At 70.0% G+C, this 16,794-nt stretch carries 17 protein-coding genes, 1 pseudogene and 1 riboswitch; of the genes and pseudogenes, 10 read left to right on the top strand and 8 right to left on the bottom strand.

What is annotated here, in order from left to right:
• Window positions 1-10: 10 nt before the first annotated feature.
• The 4 genes from ACQHIV_RS27170 (at window position 11) to ACQHIV_RS27155 (ending at window position 4,118) form a co-directional block, all read left to right on the top strand.
• A complete protein-coding gene (locus ACQHIV_RS27170; protein ID WP_427886342.1) occupies window positions 11-973 on the top strand; it encodes a hypothetical protein in 963 nt (320 codons plus the stop codon).
• A gap of 8 nt (window positions 974-981) precedes the next feature.
• Window positions 982-1,165, top strand: a riboswitch (cobalamin riboswitch).
• Window positions 1,166-1,192: 27 nt separating this feature from the next.
• Entirely contained in the window at window positions 1,193-2,209 is a 1,017-nt protein-coding gene (locus ACQHIV_RS27165; RefSeq protein WP_427886340.1) for an ABC transporter substrate-binding protein, read from the top strand.
• Window positions 2,206-3,174, top strand: coding sequence for a FecCD family ABC transporter permease (locus ACQHIV_RS27160; protein WP_427886338.1), 969 nt, complete (start codon window positions 2,206-2,208; stop codon window positions 3,172-3,174). The genes ACQHIV_RS27165 and ACQHIV_RS27160 overlap by 4 nt, the downstream gene beginning before the upstream one ends.
• Window positions 3,171-4,118: a FecCD family ABC transporter permease gene (locus tag ACQHIV_RS27155; protein WP_427886336.1), complete on the top strand. Its 948-nt coding sequence runs from the start codon at window positions 3,171-3,173 to the stop codon at window positions 4,116-4,118. Before ACQHIV_RS27160 ends, ACQHIV_RS27155 begins: the two co-directional genes overlap by 4 nt.
• Here ACQHIV_RS27155 and ACQHIV_RS27150 read toward each other — a convergent pair.
• Window positions 4,111-5,115 carry a PLP-dependent aminotransferase family protein gene (locus ACQHIV_RS27150; RefSeq protein ID WP_427896566.1) on the bottom strand — a complete coding sequence of 335 codons (1,005 nt, stop codon included), beginning with the start codon at window positions 5,113-5,115 and terminating at the stop codon, window positions 4,111-4,113. The two genes, ACQHIV_RS27155 and ACQHIV_RS27150, sit on opposite strands and share 8 nt — an antisense overlap.
• Window positions 5,116-6,006: 891 nt before the next feature.
• Window positions 6,007-6,276: pseudogene (locus ACQHIV_RS27145) on the bottom strand (GntR family transcriptional regulator); the annotation flags it as partial.
• Window positions 6,277-6,304: 28 nt separating this feature from the next.
• Between ACQHIV_RS27145 and ACQHIV_RS27140 the strand changes: the two are divergent.
• From ACQHIV_RS27140 to ACQHIV_RS27120, 5 genes are all read left to right on the top strand, one after another.
• A complete protein-coding gene (locus tag ACQHIV_RS27140; protein WP_427886334.1) occupies window positions 6,305-7,105 on the top strand; it encodes a methyltransferase in 801 nt (266 codons plus the stop codon).
• Window positions 7,102-7,242 (top strand): hypothetical protein, encoded by a 141-nt coding sequence (locus ACQHIV_RS27135; protein WP_427886332.1) that lies wholly within the window; start codon window positions 7,102-7,104, stop codon window positions 7,240-7,242. The genes ACQHIV_RS27140 and ACQHIV_RS27135 overlap by 4 nt, the downstream gene beginning before the upstream one ends.
• Before the next feature lie 20 nt (window positions 7,243-7,262).
• Window positions 7,263-8,753 carry a CHAD domain-containing protein gene (locus tag ACQHIV_RS27130; RefSeq protein WP_427886331.1) on the top strand — a complete coding sequence of 497 codons (1,491 nt, stop codon included), beginning with the start codon at window positions 7,263-7,265 and terminating at the stop codon, window positions 8,751-8,753.
• A gap of 183 nt (window positions 8,754-8,936) precedes the next feature.
• Window positions 8,937-9,275: a helix-turn-helix domain-containing protein gene (locus ACQHIV_RS27125; protein WP_427886329.1), complete on the top strand. Its 339-nt coding sequence runs from the start codon at window positions 8,937-8,939 to the stop codon at window positions 9,273-9,275.
• A gap of 18 nt (window positions 9,276-9,293) precedes the next feature.
• The gene (locus ACQHIV_RS27120) at window positions 9,294-10,151 is read left to right on the top strand and encodes an ImmA/IrrE family metallo-endopeptidase (protein ID WP_427886327.1); all 858 of its coding nucleotides are present in this window, start codon (window positions 9,294-9,296) and stop codon (window positions 10,149-10,151) included.
• A 476-nt stretch (window positions 10,152-10,627) separates the two neighbouring features.
• On the opposite strand, the gene ACQHIV_RS27115 is transcribed toward ACQHIV_RS27120, so the two are convergent.
• The gene (locus tag ACQHIV_RS27115; protein WP_427886325.1) at window positions 10,628-11,032 is read right to left on the bottom strand and encodes a MerR family transcriptional regulator; all 405 of its coding nucleotides are present in this window, start codon (window positions 11,030-11,032) and stop codon (window positions 10,628-10,630) included.
• 408 nt (window positions 11,033-11,440) lie between these two features.
• Between ACQHIV_RS27115 and ACQHIV_RS27110 the strand changes: the two genes are divergently transcribed.
• Complete coding sequence (locus ACQHIV_RS27110; RefSeq protein ID WP_427886324.1) at window positions 11,441-11,797, top strand: MBL fold metallo-hydrolase; 357 nt, start codon at window positions 11,441-11,443, stop codon at window positions 11,795-11,797.
• 108 nt (window positions 11,798-11,905) lie between these two features.
• Here ACQHIV_RS27110 and ACQHIV_RS27105 read toward each other — a convergent pair whose 3' ends face one another.
• From ACQHIV_RS27105 to ACQHIV_RS27085, 5 genes are all read right to left on the bottom strand, one after another.
• A complete protein-coding gene (locus tag ACQHIV_RS27105) occupies window positions 11,906-13,534 on the bottom strand; it encodes a solute symporter family protein (RefSeq protein ID WP_427896564.1) in 1,629 nt (542 codons plus the stop codon).
• Between the two features lie 11 nt (window positions 13,535-13,545).
• Window positions 13,546-13,884 carry a DUF485 domain-containing protein gene (locus tag ACQHIV_RS27100; RefSeq protein ID WP_380190753.1) on the bottom strand — a complete coding sequence of 113 codons (339 nt, stop codon included), beginning with the start codon at window positions 13,882-13,884 and terminating at the stop codon, window positions 13,546-13,548.
• A 215-nt stretch (window positions 13,885-14,099) separates the two neighbouring features.
• On the bottom strand, window positions 14,100-15,680 hold the full coding sequence (locus ACQHIV_RS27095) for a cation acetate symporter (RefSeq protein ID WP_427886322.1): 1,581 nt from the start codon (window positions 15,678-15,680) through the stop codon (window positions 14,100-14,102).
• On the bottom strand, window positions 15,681-15,923 hold the full coding sequence (locus ACQHIV_RS27090; protein WP_427886320.1) for a hypothetical protein: 243 nt from the start codon (window positions 15,921-15,923) through the stop codon (window positions 15,681-15,683). It lies immediately after the preceding gene.
• Between the two features lie 134 nt (window positions 15,924-16,057).
• Window positions 16,058-16,786 carry a LytR/AlgR family response regulator transcription factor gene (locus ACQHIV_RS27085; protein ID WP_427886318.1) on the bottom strand — a complete coding sequence of 243 codons (729 nt, stop codon included), beginning with the start codon at window positions 16,784-16,786 and terminating at the stop codon, window positions 16,058-16,060.
• Window positions 16,787-16,794: the final 8 nt, after the last annotated feature.

The following is a 16,794-nucleotide window of genomic DNA, read 5'->3' as shown; positions in this document are numbered from 1 at the left end:
CTCAGTCACCATGCGTACTCTGATCGCCGCCGGGCTGGCCGTCGTACTGCTCGCGGGGTGTGGTGGTCACGGGCAGGAGACCGCGCCGAGTGTGGCGCCGCTGGTGTCGGTGAGCGGGTTCGACACCCCGTCCGCGACGCCGTCGGACACGCCGTCGCCGACCGCGTCGGCGACGCCCGTCGAGACGCTGTGCACCACGATCGACGAGACGTTGGTCCGGACCACGCTCGCCGTACCGGTGGTGAAGATCGAACGCCAGAACCCGCCGGCCGAGATCGACATACCGTCGTACGACGTCTGCCAACTGACCCTGAGTACGGCGGCGAACGGGCCGGTGCTGCGGATCGGGGTCTCGGTGCTGCAGGCAACCGCCGCGACGCTCGCGGCGGCGCGGAAGGCGTACGCCGCGCACGGGCGCGAGCCGGCCGTGACCGCGCACGTCGGCCAGGGCGGGTACGGGACGAGCCAGTTCCTGGTGTTCCTGCTCGACGGCCGGCTGTACAAGCTCTCCGGTCCGCAGGCCACGCTCGCGAAGTACGTCGTACTCGGGCAGGAGGTCGCCCGGCAGGCGCCGAACCTGCCCGCGCCCGCGCTGGAGATCACCCGGCCGGAGTGCGATCGCGGGTCGGACGCGGCCGCGCAGGTGATGGGTGTGCCCGCGACGGCCCGCCGCGACGGCGAGACCCTCGTCGGCGACCCGGTCTGCGGCTGGATCACCGCGACGAGCGTGCTGTACTCGACGGTCCGCCGGGAGCCGGACGCGAAGGCGTTGATGGCCCCGCTCCGGAACGCCTCGACCTCGCAGTCGATCCCGCTCGGCGACGAGGGGTACATCGACACCGCGACCGGCCGGACCACGATCCGGGTCGGCGACGACAAGCTCGTCGACCTGGTCCCGCTGCCGGCGCGCGCGATCAACCCGGACCTGATGACCCAGTTCGCGCTCGCGTTGTCGTCGCTCTACACGCACTGAGCCGGGTGCTATGGTGACCGCGCCGTGGTGTTCGGGAAGCCGGTGAAGTACCGGCGCGGCCCTCGCCACTGTGATCGGGATGTGCACCTGTCGTACCCGTGAGGGGACCACTGGCCGCGTGCGGCTGGGAAGGTCAGGCCGGTGGACGCGGTACCCGTCAGCCAGGAGACCGGCCACGGCGCTGACCCGTCCACGAGGTGCTGGAGGAGCGGTCCGTTCATGGCCGTCGTACGTGTGCTTGCTGTCGCCCTGTCGTTGACCCTGCTGGCCGGCTGCGCGCCGTCCGCCGCGGAGAGTCCCGGGGCCACCACGGTGAAGAACTGCGGGATCGACGTGTCCGTCGACGGCCCGCCCAAGCGGGTGTTCGCGGCGTACCAGCCGGCGATCGAAATGGCCCACGCGCTGGGTATCTCGGACCGCTTGGTCGGTACGGCGTACCTCGACTCGCAGGTGCTGCCGGAGTACGCCGCCGCGCAGTCGAAGGCGAAGTACTTCAAGAACCTGCCGAGCCGCGAGGAACTGCTCAGCCTGCACCCGGACTTCGTGCTGTCCGGGTTCAACGACGTGTTCAGCGCCGCCGGGAGCGACGCGAGCTTCGGCAGCCGCAAGAGCCTGGCCGACCTCGGCGTACAGACCTGGATCTTCAGCCCGCTCTGCCCGACCGCGGACGGCAAGGGCGACGAGGCGATCGACCCGGCGACGGTCTCGATGGACAACGTGTACGCCGACCTGCGCGACCTCGGTCGGCTGTTCGGCGTCTCGGACCGCGCGGAGCAGGTGATCGCCGATCAGCGGAAGCGGATCGCCACGGTCGCTGCCGCGGTGAAGGATGCGCCGCGGCCGACCGTGGCGATCGTCCGGCCGGGGCTGGAGGGCGGCGGGATGACCGTGTCCGGCGGACCGGACTTCGGCACGGTGCTGATCCGGCAGGCGGGCGGCGTGAACGCGTTCGCCGACCTGACCTCGAAGCGGAACGTGCAGATCAGCGTCGAGGAGTTCATCAAGCGGGACCCCGACTACGTGCTGATCAGCGGGTGCTGCGACGCCTCGCTGACGCCCGCGGCCTCGCAGCCGGACGTGCGGAAGATCCTGGACAATCCGGCGTTCGCGAATCTGAAGGCGGTCCGCTCCAAGCACGTCGTACCGTGGCTGTTCGCGAACCACTCGGCCGGCGTCCGCGGCGCGTACAGCACCGAGAACCTCGGCCACATCCTGCATCCCGACCTGGTCAAGTGAAGCGCGCGGCCGGTCTGGTCGCGGTGCTGGCAGTCGTCGTCGTGCTGTCCTTGTGCGTCGGCGACCGCTGGATCGGGCCGGGCGAGGTGTACCGGGCGCTGGTGGACTTCAGCGGCAGCGACACCGACCGCGTGGTCCGGTACCTGCGGCTGCCGCGGACCGTCGCGGGGGTGCTGGTCGGCGCCGCGCTCGGGCTGTCCGGGGCGCTGATGCAGGGCGTCACCCGGAACCCGTTGGCCGACCCCGGCATCCTCGGCGTGAACGCCGGCGCCGCGGTCGCGGTGGTCGCGGCGATCGGGCTGTTCGGCATCCACAGCCTGACCGGGTACGTCTGGTTCGCGATGGGCGGGGCGCTGGTGACGACAGTGGCCGTCTACCTGGTCGGCGCGGTCGGCGGTACGACGCCCCTGAAGCTCGCGCTGGCCGGTGCGGCGATCTCCGCGCTGCTCGGTTCGATCACGTCGGCGGCGACGCTGACGGACCTGTCGACGCTGAATGAGTACCGCTTCTGGGTAGTCGGGTCGTTGTCGCTGGCGGACGTCCGGATTGTCGCCCAGGCGGCGCCGTTCGTTGCTGTCGGCATCATTCTGGCGTTGGTGCTCGGGCGGTCGCTGAACCAGCTCGCGCTCGGCGACGACCTCGCGCAGGCGCTCGGCACCCGGGTGTTGCTGGTGCGGGTACTGGCCGGTCTCGCGGTGGTTGTGCTGGCCGGTACGGCGACCGCCATCGCGGGGCCGATCGGCTTCCTCGGGCTCGCCGTACCGCATGTCGCGCGGCTCGTCGTGGGGCCGGACCAGCGCCGGATCCTGCCGTGCTCGATGCTGCTCGCGCCCGTCGTACTGCTGCTCGCCGACATCGTCGGGCGGGTTGTCGTACGCCCGGCCGAGTTACAGGTCGGGATCTTCACCGCGCTGATCGGTGCGCCGCTGTTCATCGCCCTCGTCCGCCGAACGGCCGCGTCATGAAGGTCGGCGTGGTCGCATCGGTGCTGACTGTCCTCGTCGGGGCCTATGCCCTGACCCACGGCGACTACACGCTGTCGATCGCCGAGGTACTGCGGACCTTGTCCGGGCACGGGACCCTGATCACGTACGACGTGGTCGTCGACAATCGGCTGCCCCGGGTGCTGACCGGGATCGGGGTCGGGGCGGCATTCGCGATCTCTGGCGCGATCTTCCAGCGGCTCGCCCGGAATCCGCTGGTCAGCCCGGACTTGATCGGTGTGAACGCCGGGGCCGCGTTGGCCGCCGTACTGGTCATCACTATGATCGGCAGCGGCTGGGTTCCGCTCGGGGCGCTGACCGGATCGTTGCTGGCGGCAATCAGTGTGTACCTGCTGGCGTACCGGAACGGGATGTCGGGGAATCGGCTCGTGCTGGTCGGCGTCGGGGTGACGGCGATCGTCGGGTCGTTGACGGCGTACCTGCTGACGCTCGCGGACATCTACACGGCGAAGAGCGCGTCGATGTGGCTGGCCGGGAGTCTCGCGGGGAGGTCGTGGACGCACGTCGTACTGATCGGGACCACGTTGGTGGTGGGGGTGCCTGCGGCGGTGGTGCTGACACGGCAGTTGCGGGTGCTGGAGCTCGGCGACGACGTGGCGCGGGCGCTCGGTGGGCGGGTCGAGCTGGCGCGTGGGGCGTTGATCGCGCTCGGGGTCGGGCTTGCCGCGTTCGCGACGGCGGCGGCCGGGCCGGTGGGGTTCGTGGCGTTGGTGGCGCCGCAGTTGGCTCGGCGGCTGGTTCGCCGGCCCGGGCTGGTGGTGCCGGGGGCGATCGGGGCGTTGCTGGTGGTCGCGTCGGACCTGCTGGCGCGGACGGTGGTCGCGCCGACGGTGCTGCCGGTGGGGGTGGTGACCGCGTTTCTCGGGGCGCCGTACCTGCTGTATCTGTTGACTCGTTCTAGGTGACCTTCGCGATGGTGGCGATCGCGTCGGCGATCTCGGTCGGGGTGCGGGCGGCGTACCCGAGGACGAGACCGGGGGCGTGCGGGAGTTGGCAGTGCCACGACAGTGGGTGGCACTTCACGCCTGCGTCCAGGGCGGCCGCGGCCAGCGCGACGTCGTCGGCCTCGTCGAAGGTGATCGTCAGGTGCAGGCCGGCGGCGGCGCCGTGGATTGTTGCTGTGGGCAAGTGGGTGCGGATCGCGGCGACCATCGCGTCGCGGCGGGTGCGGTGGCGGCGGCGCAGCAGACGGAGCTGGCGTTCGAGTTCGCCGGACTCCATCAGGTGCGCGAGCGTCAGTTGCGGGAGGGCCGCGTTGCCGAGGTCCGCGAGGCGTTTGCGGGCGATCACTTCCTCCTTGTACTGCGGGGGCGCGAGCATCCAGCCGATCCGGAGCGCGGGGGCGAGCAGCTTGGAGACGCTGCCGACGTAGAACACCTGGTCCGGGAGCATCGCGCGGAGTGCCGGGACCGGCGGGCGGTCGTAGCGGTGTTCGGCGTCGTAGTCGTCCTCGAGGATCAGGCCGCCGTCGGTGGCCCATCGGACGAGTTCACGGCGGCGTTCGCCGTCGAGAACCACGCCGGTCGGGAAGTGGTGCGCCGGGGTCGCCATCACCACGGCGGCCTCGGATTTCCGCAGTACGTCGACCTGGAGGCCGCGGTCGTCGACCGGGACGGGTGGGGTGCGCATGCCCCAGTTCTGCAGGTGCTGCCGGGAGCCGAGCGAGCCCGGGTCCTCGACGGCGATCTCGTGGACGCCGTGCCGGCCGAGCAGTTGCGCCACGATCGCGATCGCCTGTGCGACCCCCGCGACCACGATCACGTCCTCCGGGTCGGCCGCGATCCCCCGGTACCGCGCCAACCACCCTGCCACCGCCCGCCGGAGCACCGGCGTCCCCGCGGGATCGCCGTACCCGAACTCAGCCGCCCCCAGCCCACCCAACACCGCCCGCTCAGCCCGCAACCAAGCCCCCCGCGGAAACGCCGCCAAATCCGGCACCCCCGGCGTCAAATCCACCCGAGCCCAAGCCCCCCGCAACTTGTCAAAAATCCCAACATCATCCCCAGCCCAACCCCCACCATCCACCCCACCCCGCGCCCCCGCTCCACCCACCGCCCCCACTCCACCCGACCCACCGTCTCCCCCCACCGCAACCACTCCGCCCGACCCACCGGCTCCACCCACCGCACCGGCTCCACCCAGCGCGCCTGGTCCACCCACCGCACCGGCTCCGCTCGCTCCGCCCAGCGCACCCGCCCCGCGCAACTGACCGACCCCGCCCGGCACACCGGCTCCGCCCGCTCCGCCCAGCGCACCCGCACCGCCCAGTCGGCCAGCCTCGCCCGGCACGACGGCCTCGCCCAGTGCGCCTGTTCCGTCGGGCACATCTGCTCCGCTAGGCACGCCGGCCCCGCGTGCTCGACCCAGCGCACCCGCGCCGCCCGGCACGCCGGCTTCGCCGGGCCGACCTGCTCCGCTCGCGCCGCCGGGCGCACCGGCTCCGCCTGCTCCGCGCGCTCGACCAAGCGCGCCCGCTCCGCCCAGCGCACCCGCCCCGCGCAACTGACCGGGCCCGCCCGGCACACCGGCTCGGCCTGCTCCACCCAGCGCACCCCCACCGCCTGCTCCACCCAGCGCACCCGCACCGACGGCTTGGCCCTGGCCGCCCGCACCGCCGGCTCCGCGCGCTAGACCTGATCGACCTGCCTCGGCGGTTCCACTCGCTTCGCGTGTTCCACCCGCTTCGCGCGGGGTGCCGGGCGGGTGGGCCGTGGTGGTGTCAGCTCGCCGTAGGCCCAGGCGGCCGAACCCGATCGAGCGGTTGGCGAGGGGTGCGGCGACGACGATGGTGCCGGAGCGGCCGCGGCCGACTACTTGGCCGTCTTCGGTGAGGCGTTGGTAGGACTCGGTGACGACGCCTCGGGAGATGCCCAGGTCGGCGGCGAGCGTGCGGGTTGCGGGCAGGCGGGTGCCGGTGGCGAGTTGCCCGCTGGAGATGGCGGCGCGCAACCGCTCGGTGAGCCAGTCGGCGAGTCCGCCGGCCGGTGCCTCGGACGGGTCGAGCTGGAGGAAGTCGGCGCCGCCTTTGGACCGGCCACTTGGTGCCGGATTGGACCTGTTCACTGGACCATTGTCGCGCGACCGTGGAGGTATGGGAACCGACTACGTCCACGGCTACACCCCGGCGGAGACCCGCCGGCTCACCGACCAGGCCGGCACGCTTGCCGACCTCCTGCACGGCGGTACGACGTACCCGGCCGGCAGCCGCGTCCTCGAGGCGGGCTGCGGCGTCGGCGCGCAGACCGTCCAGCTCGTCACCCGCAGCCCGGGCATCGACCTGGTCGCGATCGACATCTCCGAGGCCTCGCTCGCCCAGGCGAAGGCCCGGGTCGCCGAGCACGCGCCGTACGCCGTGGTCGACTGGCGGCACGCGGACCTGCACGAACTGCCGGACGAGAAGTTCGACCACGTCTTCGTCTGCTTCGTCCTCGAACACCTCGCCGACCCGGTCGACGCCCTCACCCGTCTCCGCCGCCTGCTCAAGCCCGGCGGGACCATCACCGTCATCGAGGGCGACCACGGCTCAGCGTTCTTCCATCCGCCCAGCCCCCGCGCCCAGGCCGTCGTCGACTGCCTCGTCGACCTCCAGGCCGCGGTGGGCGGCGACTCGCTGATCGGCCGCCGCCTCCAACCGCTGCTCGAGCAGGCCGGGTACGACGACGTACAGGTCGAGCCCCGCACTGTGTACGCCGACCAGAACCTCCCGCACCTCGTCGACGGGTTCACCCGCAAAACCTTCATCGCGATGGTCGAGTCGGTCCGCGAACGCGCGATCGCCGCCGGCCTGCTGACGGCCGCTGAGTGGGCCGCCGGCATCGCCGACCTGGAGAAGTCCGCCGCACCCGGCGGCACCTTCCACTACGCGTTCTTCAAGGGAGTGGGGCGGACATGATCGGCTTCCTGATCCTGATCGCAGCGGTCTGCCGGGCCCTGAACCGCAACCAGCGCCGCCAGCTCCGCCCGACCGTCGGCGGCGTCACCGATCGGGATCTACAACGATTGGTGGACGATCTCAGGGCCAGTTCATGAACGCCTGGTAAACAAGGAGGATGGCGCGGACCGAGCAGCTCGAGATCGAGACGAAGTACGACGTCGGCGAGGACGCGATCGTGCCGGCGCTGCACGAACTCCCCGGTGTCGCGAGCGTCGCGCAGCCGGTCGAGCTCGACCTGGAGGCGGTGTACTACGACACCGCCGACTTCGACCTGGCCGCGCACAGGGTCACGCTGCGGCGGCGGACCGGCGGCGAGGACGACGGCTGGCACGTGAAGTTCCCCGGGACGGCCGGGCGGCTCGAGGTCCGGTACCCGCTCGGGCGTTCGGTGCGCAGCGTGCCGATCGCGGTCGTCCGTACGGTCCGGGTCCACGTCCGCGACCGCAAGCTCGAACCGGTGGTCACGCTGTCGACCCGGCGGGTGGTGCATCGCCTCCTCGACGCGGACGGCGCAGTGCTCGCGGAGCTGGCCGACGACCACGTGACCGCGACGGTCGCGGGCGCCGAGCCGGAGAGCTGGCGCGAGTGGGAGGTCGAGCTCGCCGGCGGCGACGCCGTGCTGCTCGAGGACGCGGGCGAGTTGCTCCGCTCGGCGGGTGCGCGTCCGGCGGGCGGCCCGAGCAAGCTGGCGAGGGCGCTCGGCGACCGCGTCCCGGCGTACGACGAAGGGGCCCTGCCGGCGAAGCCGCGGACGTCGGACCTGTTCCGCGCGTACGCCGGCGCGCAGGTGCGGGCGATCCGGGAGCGGGACCCCGAGGTACGGCGGGACGTGCCGGACTCGATCCACAAGTTCCGGGTCGCGACGCGGCGGCTCCGGTCGGCGCTGGCGACGTACCGTCCGGTGATCGACCGCGCGGCCGGCGACGTACTGCGCGCCGAGCTGAAGTGGCTCGCCGGCGAGCTCGGCGTCGCCCGGGACGCCGAGGTCCAGCGCGAACACTTCGCGGCCGAGGTCGCGGAGCAGCCCGCCGAACTGGTGATGGGCCGCGTCGCGGGCCGCATCGACGACCATCTCCGCCGCGTCTACCGCGAAGGCCGCGCCGGCGCGCTGGCCGCACTGGAGAGCCCGCGGTACTTCGAGCTCCTCGACGCCCTCGACGAGCTGATCGCGAAGCCGCCCCTGACCGGCGACGACCGCAAGGCCGCGAAGCAGATCCGCGAGCTGCTGGCCCACGACTACGACCGGATGCGCAAGGCCGTACTCCGTTCCCAGCAAGCGGAGACGACCGCGGAACAGGACCACGAGCTCCACGAGTTACGAAAGTCCGCCAAGCGCCTGCGCTACGCCGCCGAGTCCGCCGTACCCGTCCTGAACGCCGAGGCCACCGACCTGGCCGCCCGCGCCGAACAGGTCCAGGAGATCCTCGGCGAACACCAGGACTCGGTCGTCTCCCGCGACCTCCTCCACACCCTCGCCCTCCAGGTCCACGCCGAAGGCGGCAACCCCTTCACCTACGGCCGCCTCCACGCCGCCGAGGAGTACCGCGGCAACACCTCCCGAGAGGCCTTCTACAAACTCTGGCCCACCCTGGAATTCCGACTGTGATGTGCCCCGCGGTGTAGACCCCGGCTCCTCCGTCGCCGGGCTCTACACCGCTCCCACCCACCCGTGGCTGTGCGCACGCACCGCACTCCGCACAAGACCTCGCCCCCACGGGCGCTGGTTGTCCGGTGCAGGCGCTACACTGAATCACATCAAGGCATTGTGATTCAGTGAGGGAGGTTGACCGTGCAGACCACCGAGATCGGGGCTCTGATCGAGAGGGCACGAAAGGCAGCAAGCCTGAGCCAACGCGGGCTTGCAGAAGCAACCGGAATCTCACAGGCCACGTTGTCCCGGATCATCTCCGGAGCGCGGACGGCGAAGATGCCCGAGATCGTGCTGATCGGGCAGGCGACCGGGTGGACGGTCAGGCAGCTGACGGGCGCTTCTGACCTGGCCGGCCGGGTTCAGTGCGCGGCCCGCGGCACGAACGACTCCGACATGGACGGAATGCGGGAAGCGTTGATGCAGTACCTGGAGCTGGACAGCTACCTCGACGATCAAGCGATTCCCGGCACGGTCTGAGGCGCGAGGCGAACCATCATGAATGCCGAAGCCGAAGGCCGGGCTGCCGCCGAGGAGTTCCGCTCCGAGCATCGTCTCGGTGTGCAGCCGCTGGGCGATCTCGTCGCGATCATCGAGCAGACGACGGGCATCGACGTGGCGGTGCTCGACGTAGGGCCGGACGAACACGGCCTGACGATGCGCGATCCGGAGCGTCGAGCTGTGTTCATCGGTGTCGCCCGGACCAGGCACCCGATGCGCCAGCGGAGCTCGCTCGCGCACGAGTTGGCGCACGTCCTCTTCGAGGACTGGATGAACGCCGGGGCGAGCGAGTGGAAGATGTATAAGCCCCAGGAAAGCCGCGCGGATGCATTTGCCCGGCACCTGATCGTGCCGCTCGAAGGGCTTGCGCAGTTCCTCGATGGTCAGTCGACGGTCACTCCGGCGAGCCTTTCCGCGATCGTTCAGCGGTTCGTGGTTTCACCGTCGATCGCATCGATCGCCCTGCATCAGGCGGGGTACATCGATGCTGCGATGAAAGAGCGATGGATGGGATGGTCGACGCCTCAGCTGGCCGTGCGCTTCGGGTGGCGGGACCAGTACAGCGTCATGCAGGCGGACTCCGATCAGCGCAGAGCCCCGCAGCGATTGCTCGCCCGGGCGATCCGTGGATACGTCGAGGGCGTGCTCTCCGCACAGGCGATCGCGACACTGCGCGGGGTCTCGCTCGCCGAGGTTGAAGCGGAGTTGCGAGAGGCCGGCCTTGTTGCCGACGAGCCGCCGGTCGGATGGGCTGATGCTGGCGATCTTCCGCCTGTGGACGTCGACCTGTCCGCGCTGACCGACCTCGACGGCACGGCGGACGAGTCAGCACCCGCACAGGACGAGGCCAGATGAACCACCGGCCGATCATCGATGCTGGGCCTGGTTTGAACTTCTTCTCCATCCACAAGGAACGGCTGCTGTTCGGAACCCTCGGACAACTCAGCGCACCGGAGACGGTTCGCGACGAGATTCTCCGAAAGTCCCGTGAGGACAGACGATTTCGCGCTGCATCGGTCGTCTGGGGGAAGCTGCGTTCGACGGACCTGGGAGAGATCATGGTCATCGCTCGCGCTGTCGTCGCAGCCGAGGGCGGCGATGCAGTAACCGTCCTCATGGATGACGGCCAAGGAGCCCGGCCGGCCTCTGCGGAGATGCGACGTATGCGACGGCTGCGCGCCACTGATGGAACGGCTGGATCCATGAGCCTGATCAGCACGGTTACTGTGCTGGATCGTGCGGCCGGCGGATCGTATCTACCTGACAAGGGCGCGCTGCGAGACACCTACAAGCGATTGCGTGAACTCGACGACCGGCGCCTCTGGCCGACGTCACGTACGAGCGGGTGGGATGCGGGCGGCTATTTGTTCGCGGGCGTGGGGGCAGGATTCGAATGGCCTGGGGCAGGCTAGGGCGTGTTCTATGAGGGACTTGGCTGCTTGGGCTCGGGTGATGCGTTCCTCGAGGTCGGTGACGTGTTGGCGGAGGGCGTCGCGGTGGTCCATGGGGTTGGTGGTGGTGAGGAGGGCGCGGAGTTCGGGGAGGGTGAAGCCGGCGTCTTTGCCCATCAGGATCAGGGCTACGCGTTCCAGGTCGGCGTGGTGGTAGGTGCGGGCGTCGTTGGGGTTGCGGGTGGGGTGCAGGAGGCCCATCGACTCCCAGTGGCGGAGGACGTGGGTGGCGAGGCTGAAGCGTTCGGCCAGTTCGCCGATGGTGAATTCGTCGCTTGCCTTCATGTGTACATTAATCGCCACGCTGGCTGGTATGGACAAGCAATCGGTCGCCGTGACCCGCGTGAACAACTCGTGCGTACTGCTCGAAATGGACGGCCATGCCGTTCTCACCGACCCCTGGTTCACCGAGCGGTGGTGGTTGCGCCGCGGTGAGCGGCTCGGGCTGCGGGTCGAGGAACTCCCGCCGCTGACCGCTGTCGTGGTCACCAACATCGCCACGAACCACTGGGACCTGCGCGCCCTGCGTGCACTGCCGGCGAAGGCCGGTACGCCGTTGTTCGTGTCGACCGCCGGGATGGCCCGTCGTGCGCGCGCACTCGGGTTCGCCCGTGCGGAACGCCTGCGCTGGGGTGACTCCCGCGAACTTGCTCCGGGCCTCGACCTGCTGGTGTTCCGGCCGGCCGGACCGCGGTGTTTCCCAACAATGCTTACGTTTTCGACACCGCCGCAGGTCGCGTGTTCTTCGGCGGTGAGATCGCCGACGCCGCCGGGTTGGAGCAGCACAAGCCGGTCGACCTCGCGCTCCTGCCGGTCAACGGCCTGCGTTCACCGCTCGGGCAGCGCCTGGTGATGGGCCCGGCCGAGGCGATCGCCGGTTCGGCCGCGCTCGGCGCACGGGTCCTGTTCCCGGTTCACGACGCGCACGGCCACGATCCGTTCTCGCGCCTCTTCCACCCCGGAGGTACGGCGGCCGACGTCGTACGGCTGGCCGGTCCCGACCTGGCGGTGGCGGCCCTGCCGCCGGGCGAACGGTGGGAGCTCGGCTGACAACAGGAAACGGACCCAGCGGGAGGGTGCCGGGTCCGCTTCTTGGGGCGGGGGTGGGGCTGTCAGGCAGGTTCGCGTCGACTCAGCAGGGCCTGCCTGACAGGTCTTCTAGTGCGACACCGCCTTTTCGGCGCCTGCGCCGGTGAGGGAGCGGACCTCCATTTCGGCGAACTTGTCGACGTCGACCGGCTCCTTGCTGGTGATCGTGCCGAGCCAGCCGAGCAGGAACGCCAGCGGGATCGAGATGATGCCCGGGTTGTCCAGCGGGAACCAGTGGAAGTCGACACCGGTGTCGGTGATCATCGACAGGCTCTTGCCGGTCTTGGCGTCGACCTTGCCGGAGACGACCGGACTGAACACGATCAGGATGATCGTCGTGGCCAGGCCGCCGTAGATGCTCCACAGTGCGCCGCGGGTGTTGAACCGGCGCCAGAACAGCGAGTACAGGATCGTCGGCAGGTTCGCACTCGCCGCGACCGCGAACGCGAGCGCGACCAGGAACGCGATGTTCTGCCCGTTCGCGAAGATCCCGCCGATGATCGCGACCAGGCCGATGACGACCGCGGTCAGCCGCGCCACCCGGACCTCGCCGTCGCCGCTGATCTGGCCCTTCTTGATGATCTGGCCGTAGATGTCGTGCGCGAACGACGTACTCGCGGTGATCGTCAGCCCGGCTACCACGGCGAGGATCGTGGCGAAGGCGACCGCGGAGATGACGCCGAGCAGGACCTCGCCGCCGAGTTCGTAGGCGAGCAGCGGGGCGGCCGAGTTCGCCTTGCCGGGGGCCGCCTTGATCCGGTCCGGTCCGACGATCGCGGCCGCGCCGTACCCGAGCACCAGCGTGAACAGGTAGAAGATGCCGATGATCCAGATCGCCCAGCTGACACTGCGCCGGGCCTCCTTCGAGTCGGGCACGGTGTAGAACCGCATCAGCACGTGCGGCAGGCCCGCGGTACCGAGGACGAGGGCGAGCGCGAGCGAGATGAAGTCCAGTTTGGTGACACCGGTCAGGCCGTACTGCAGGCCGGGGCTGAGCAGCTTCTCGCCGGCCGCCGGGCTCTTGTCGACGGCCGCGCCGAGCAGGCCGGACAGGTTGAAGGTGTACTTCGCCAGCACCCAGAGCGTCATGATCCCGGCGCCGATGACCAGGAGTACGGCCTTGACGATCTGCACCCAGGTGGTGCCCTTCATGCCGCCGACCAGCACGTACACGATCATCAGGATGCCGACGACGGCGATCACGAGGCTCTGCCCGGTCTTGCCGTCGACGCCGAGCAGCAGGGCTACAAGACCCCCGGCGCCTGCCATCTGCGCCAGCAGGTAGAAGAAGCAGACGCCGAGGGTCGAGATCGCGGCGGCCATCCGGATCGGCCGCTGCTTGAGGCGGAACGACAGTACGTCGGCCATCGTGAACCGGCCGGTGTTCCGGATCAGTTCGGCGACCAGCAGCAGCGCGACCAGCCACGCGACCAGGAAGCCGATCGAGTACAGGAAGCCGTCGTACCCGTTCAGCGCGATCGCGCCGGCGATGCCGAGGAACGACGCGGCGGACAGGTAGTCGCCGGAGATCGCGATGCCGTTCTGCGGGCCGGTGAAGTTCCGGCCACCGGCGTAGAAGTCCGCGGCGGTCTTGTTGTTCCGGGAGGCCCGGAACACGATCGCCAGCGTGGCCAGCACGAACAGCGCGAAGATCAGGATGTTGACGGTCGGGTTGCCGACTATTGCCAGCGGCAACATCAACTGGGCGGTCACTGCGGTGCTCCCTCGATCTGGTGGCGGAGCTTCTCGGCGTCCGGGTCGACCCGGCGGTCGGCCCAGCGGACGTAGATCATCGTGATCGCGAACGTCGACACGAACTGGCCGAGGCCGAACAGCAGTGCGACGGTGATGTTGCCGCCGCCGATCCGGTGCGACATGAAGCCGTGCGCGTAGTCGGCGAGCAGGACGTAGACGAAGTACCAGACCAGGAACAGCGCGGTCATCGGGAACACGAAGCGCCGGAACCGGCGACGCAGCTCGGAGAAGTCCGGTGAGATCTGGACATCCCGGTACGTCGTGAGTTCCGGTTCGCGAGTGGATTCACTCATGCGGGACCTCCAACGGGGATCACGCCGGGCGGTAGGGAGCCGGCTGCCCCGTACTGTGTCGTGGCTCACTGCCGTCCCGACAGCACCGGCGCGCACCGGTCGCTCAGCGGAGCACACCAGTCGTTCGGTGGATCATTCAACTGCGGTGAACGGTAGGAATCACGCGACGAACGGCGGACGCCCACCACTCACCAACCCGCCGACGGCGGCGGCGGTCAGGTGGGGCGCGACGCGCGGGCGGGGCTGGACGAGCGGTTGCTGAGTGGTGCAGGTCCGCGGTCCACATCGACGGCTTCCGGCGTGTGCAGCCGGACCATGCTGCGGGCGGTGCCGGCCGGGATCTTGTCGGGCGTCAGCTTCGAGACCACGATGACGGTCAGGAACGCGAGCGGCATCGTCCACGCGGCCGGCTGACCGACGAGCGCCCGTGGCCACCCGCCCTGCGGCCCGCCGGACACGTTCACCAGGGCGGCGGCGCTGGCCGCGATCCCACCGACGACGAGCCCGGCCGCGGCACCGGTCGTCGACATCCGCCGCCACCAGATCCCGAGCACCAGCAACGGGCAGAACGTCGACGAGGCGAGCGCGAACGCCAGCCCGACGGTGTCGGCGAGACTCAGCGCACCGGTGACCGTGAACGCCAGGTACGGCACGATCATCGCGATCAGTGCCGCGATCCGGAAGCTGTTCACCGCGACGTAGTCCCCGCTGGTCCACCGGTGCAGCCGGCTCCGCAACAGGTCCTGGTCGATCACCCCGGCGATCGCGACGGTCAACCCCGACGACGTCGACAGGAACGCCGCGAACGCCCCCGCCGCGACGAGTGCTCCGAGCAGATCCCCTGCTGTACCAGGGAAAACCCGTCCGGGCAGCTCGAGTACGACGGTGTCCCCGCCGGTGCTCACCAGGTCCGGCGCGAACGTCCGCCCGAGTACGGCGTACATCGGCGGGAAGAGGTAGAACAGGCCGAGCAACGCCAGCACGACCACCGTCGTACGACGGGCCGCCCGGCCGTCGGGGTTGGTGTAGAAGCGGACCAGGACGTGCGGGAGGCCCATCGTCCCGAAACAAAGGGCCAGCAGCAACGAGTACGTCGCGTACAGCGGGTGGTCGCGCCCGCCCGCGCGGGACAGCGGCTCGGCCCACGCGGCCGCGGCGCCGTGCAGTGAATCGAGGACGCCGGTCGGCTGATGCCAGACGAGCAGGATGACGAAGATCGGCGCGGCGAGCGCGGTCAGCTTGAGCCAGTACTGGAACGCCTGCACGAACGTGATCGAGCGCATCCCGCCGGCGGCGACGTTGATCACGACGATCACCGTCACGACCGCGGCCCCGACCTGCGGCGGCGCGCCGGTCACTGTCTGGACGGCCAGGCCCGCGCCTTGCAACTGCGGCAGGAGGTAGAGCGTCCCGATGCCGACGACCAGCCCGGCGCAGATCCGTCGTACGGCGGCCGACTCGAAGCGGGTCTCGGCGAAGTCGGGCAACGTGTACGCGCCTGACCTGCGCAGCGGAGCGGCCACCAGCACGAGCAGCATCAGGTAGCCGACCGTGTAGCCGACGGAGAACCACAGCATGTCGGCGCCGTTCACCAGGACGAGGCCTGCGACGCCTAGGAAGGATGCGGCGGACAGGTACTCGCCGCTGATCGCGGACGCGTTCCAGCGCGGCGAGACCGCACGGCTAGCCACGTAGAAGTCGCTGGTGGTCCGGGAGATCCGAAGGCCGAAGAGACCGATTCCGATCGTGGCCACGACCACCAGCCCGATCGCGGTCACGCTGATCGCGGGAGACATCTACTGCCGTCCTACGAACTCTGTGAACTCCGCTTCGATCCGCTCGGCGTTACGGACGTAGATGCGGGCCGCTATGTACACCACGGGGTACACGAGGATGCCCAGGATCACCCAGGGCAGTGGGAGGCCAAGCACGGACAGCGTGCGCGTGGGAGGGACCAGCCAGAACAGCAACGGAATGCTGCCAAGGACGAGCAGCACGCTGCCGATGACAGCCAGCGTCAGCCGCAACTGGGACTGCACCAACGACTGCATGTAGACCTGGCCGAGTCTTGTCTGCTCGTCGATCTCCCTGGTGCCGGTAGGAGTCCCTGGCCGGCGTGCTGCGCTCGCACGTGGGCTGGTGACGCGTACGCGCTTAGGTCCTTCCGGCGTACTCATCGGGAGCGGACCAGGAGGTCGCGGAGCTCGCGGGTGTGCCGTCGGCTGACCGGGAGCCAGTCGTCGCCGACCCGGACCGAACAGCGGCCGCCGTCCACCCGCATCTCGTCGACGTGCTGCAGAGCGACCAGGGTGCTCCGGTGGATCCGGGTGAAGCCCGCGTCGCGCCAGCGCTCCTCCAGCGTGCTCAGCGGGATTCTTACCAGGTGGGAGTTCTGGCCGGTGTGCAGGCGCGCGTAGTCGCCCTGGGCCTCGACGTACCGCACCGTGGAGCGCTGGACGAACCGGGTGATACCGGCCAGCTCGACGGGGATCACCTCGTCGTCGGTCTCGTCAGCTGTCTGCAGAGCGGCCGGAGCGCCCTGCGTGACGACCCGGCGTACCGCCTCCGCCAGGCGTTCCTGGCGGACCGGCTTCATCACGTAGTCGGTCGCCTCCAGGTCGAACGCCGCGACCGCGTGCTCGTCGTACGCCGTCACGAACACGATCTGGGGCCGGCTGGCGAACTTGGACAGCACCCGCGCCAGGTCGATGCCGTCCAGGCCGGGCATCTTGATGTCGCAGAACACCACGTCCAGGTCCGTCGCCTGCAGGATCTTCAACGCGTCGGGCCCGTTCGAGGCGGTCCGGATCTCCCCGATCCGCGGGTCCTGGCCCAGCAGGTACACGAGCTCGGCCAGCGCAGGCTCCTCGTCGTCCGCAACCAGCGCGCGCAGGGGAGTCATGGCCACAC

The organism is Kribbella polygonati, assembly GCF_050320105.1.
GTDB lineage: Bacteria > Actinomycetota > Actinomycetes > Propionibacteriales > Kribbellaceae > Kribbella.
This window is presented reverse-complemented; position numbering and strand designations above follow the sequence as displayed.

What these genes read in the sequence shown, in the direction of transcription:
- ACQHIV_RS27170 (WP_427886342.1), top strand. Translation starts at nt 11, where the DNA reads ATGCGTACTCTGATCGCCGCCGGGCTGGCCGTCGTACTGCTCGCGGGG.
- ACQHIV_RS27165 (WP_427886340.1), top strand. Translation starts at nt 1,193, where the DNA reads ATGGCCGTCGTACGTGTGCTTGCTGTCGCCCTGTCGTTGACCCTGCTG.
- ACQHIV_RS27155 (WP_427886336.1), top strand. Translation starts at nt 3,171, where the DNA reads ATGAAGGTCGGCGTGGTCGCATCGGTGCTGACTGTCCTCGTCGGGGCC.
- ACQHIV_RS27140 (WP_427886334.1), top strand. Translation starts at nt 6,305, where the DNA reads ATGGGAACCGACTACGTCCACGGCTACACCCCGGCGGAGACCCGCCGG.
- ACQHIV_RS27135 (WP_427886332.1), top strand. Translation starts at nt 7,102, where the DNA reads ATGATCGGCTTCCTGATCCTGATCGCAGCGGTCTGCCGGGCCCTGAAC.
- ACQHIV_RS27130 (WP_427886331.1), top strand. Translation starts at nt 7,263, where the DNA reads ATGGCGCGGACCGAGCAGCTCGAGATCGAGACGAAGTACGACGTCGGC.
- ACQHIV_RS27120 (WP_427886327.1), top strand. Translation starts at nt 9,294, where the DNA reads ATGAATGCCGAAGCCGAAGGCCGGGCTGCCGCCGAGGAGTTCCGCTCC.
- ACQHIV_RS27115 (WP_427886325.1), bottom strand. Translation starts at nt 11,032, where the DNA reads ATGAAGGCAAGCGACGAATTCACCATCGGCGAACTGGCCGAACGCTTC.
- ACQHIV_RS27105 (WP_427896564.1), bottom strand. Translation starts at nt 13,534, where the DNA reads ATGTTGCCGCTGGCAATAGTCGGCAACCCGACCGTCAACATCCTGATC.
- ACQHIV_RS27100 (WP_380190753.1), bottom strand. Translation starts at nt 13,884, where the DNA reads ATGAGTGAATCCACTCGCGAACCGGAACTCACGACGTACCGGGATGTC.
- ACQHIV_RS27095 (WP_427886322.1), bottom strand. Translation starts at nt 15,680, where the DNA reads ATGTCTCCCGCGATCAGCGTGACCGCGATCGGGCTGGTGGTCGTGGCC.
- ACQHIV_RS27085 (WP_427886318.1), bottom strand. Translation starts at nt 16,786, where the DNA reads ATGACTCCCCTGCGCGCGCTGGTTGCGGACGACGAGGAGCCTGCGCTG.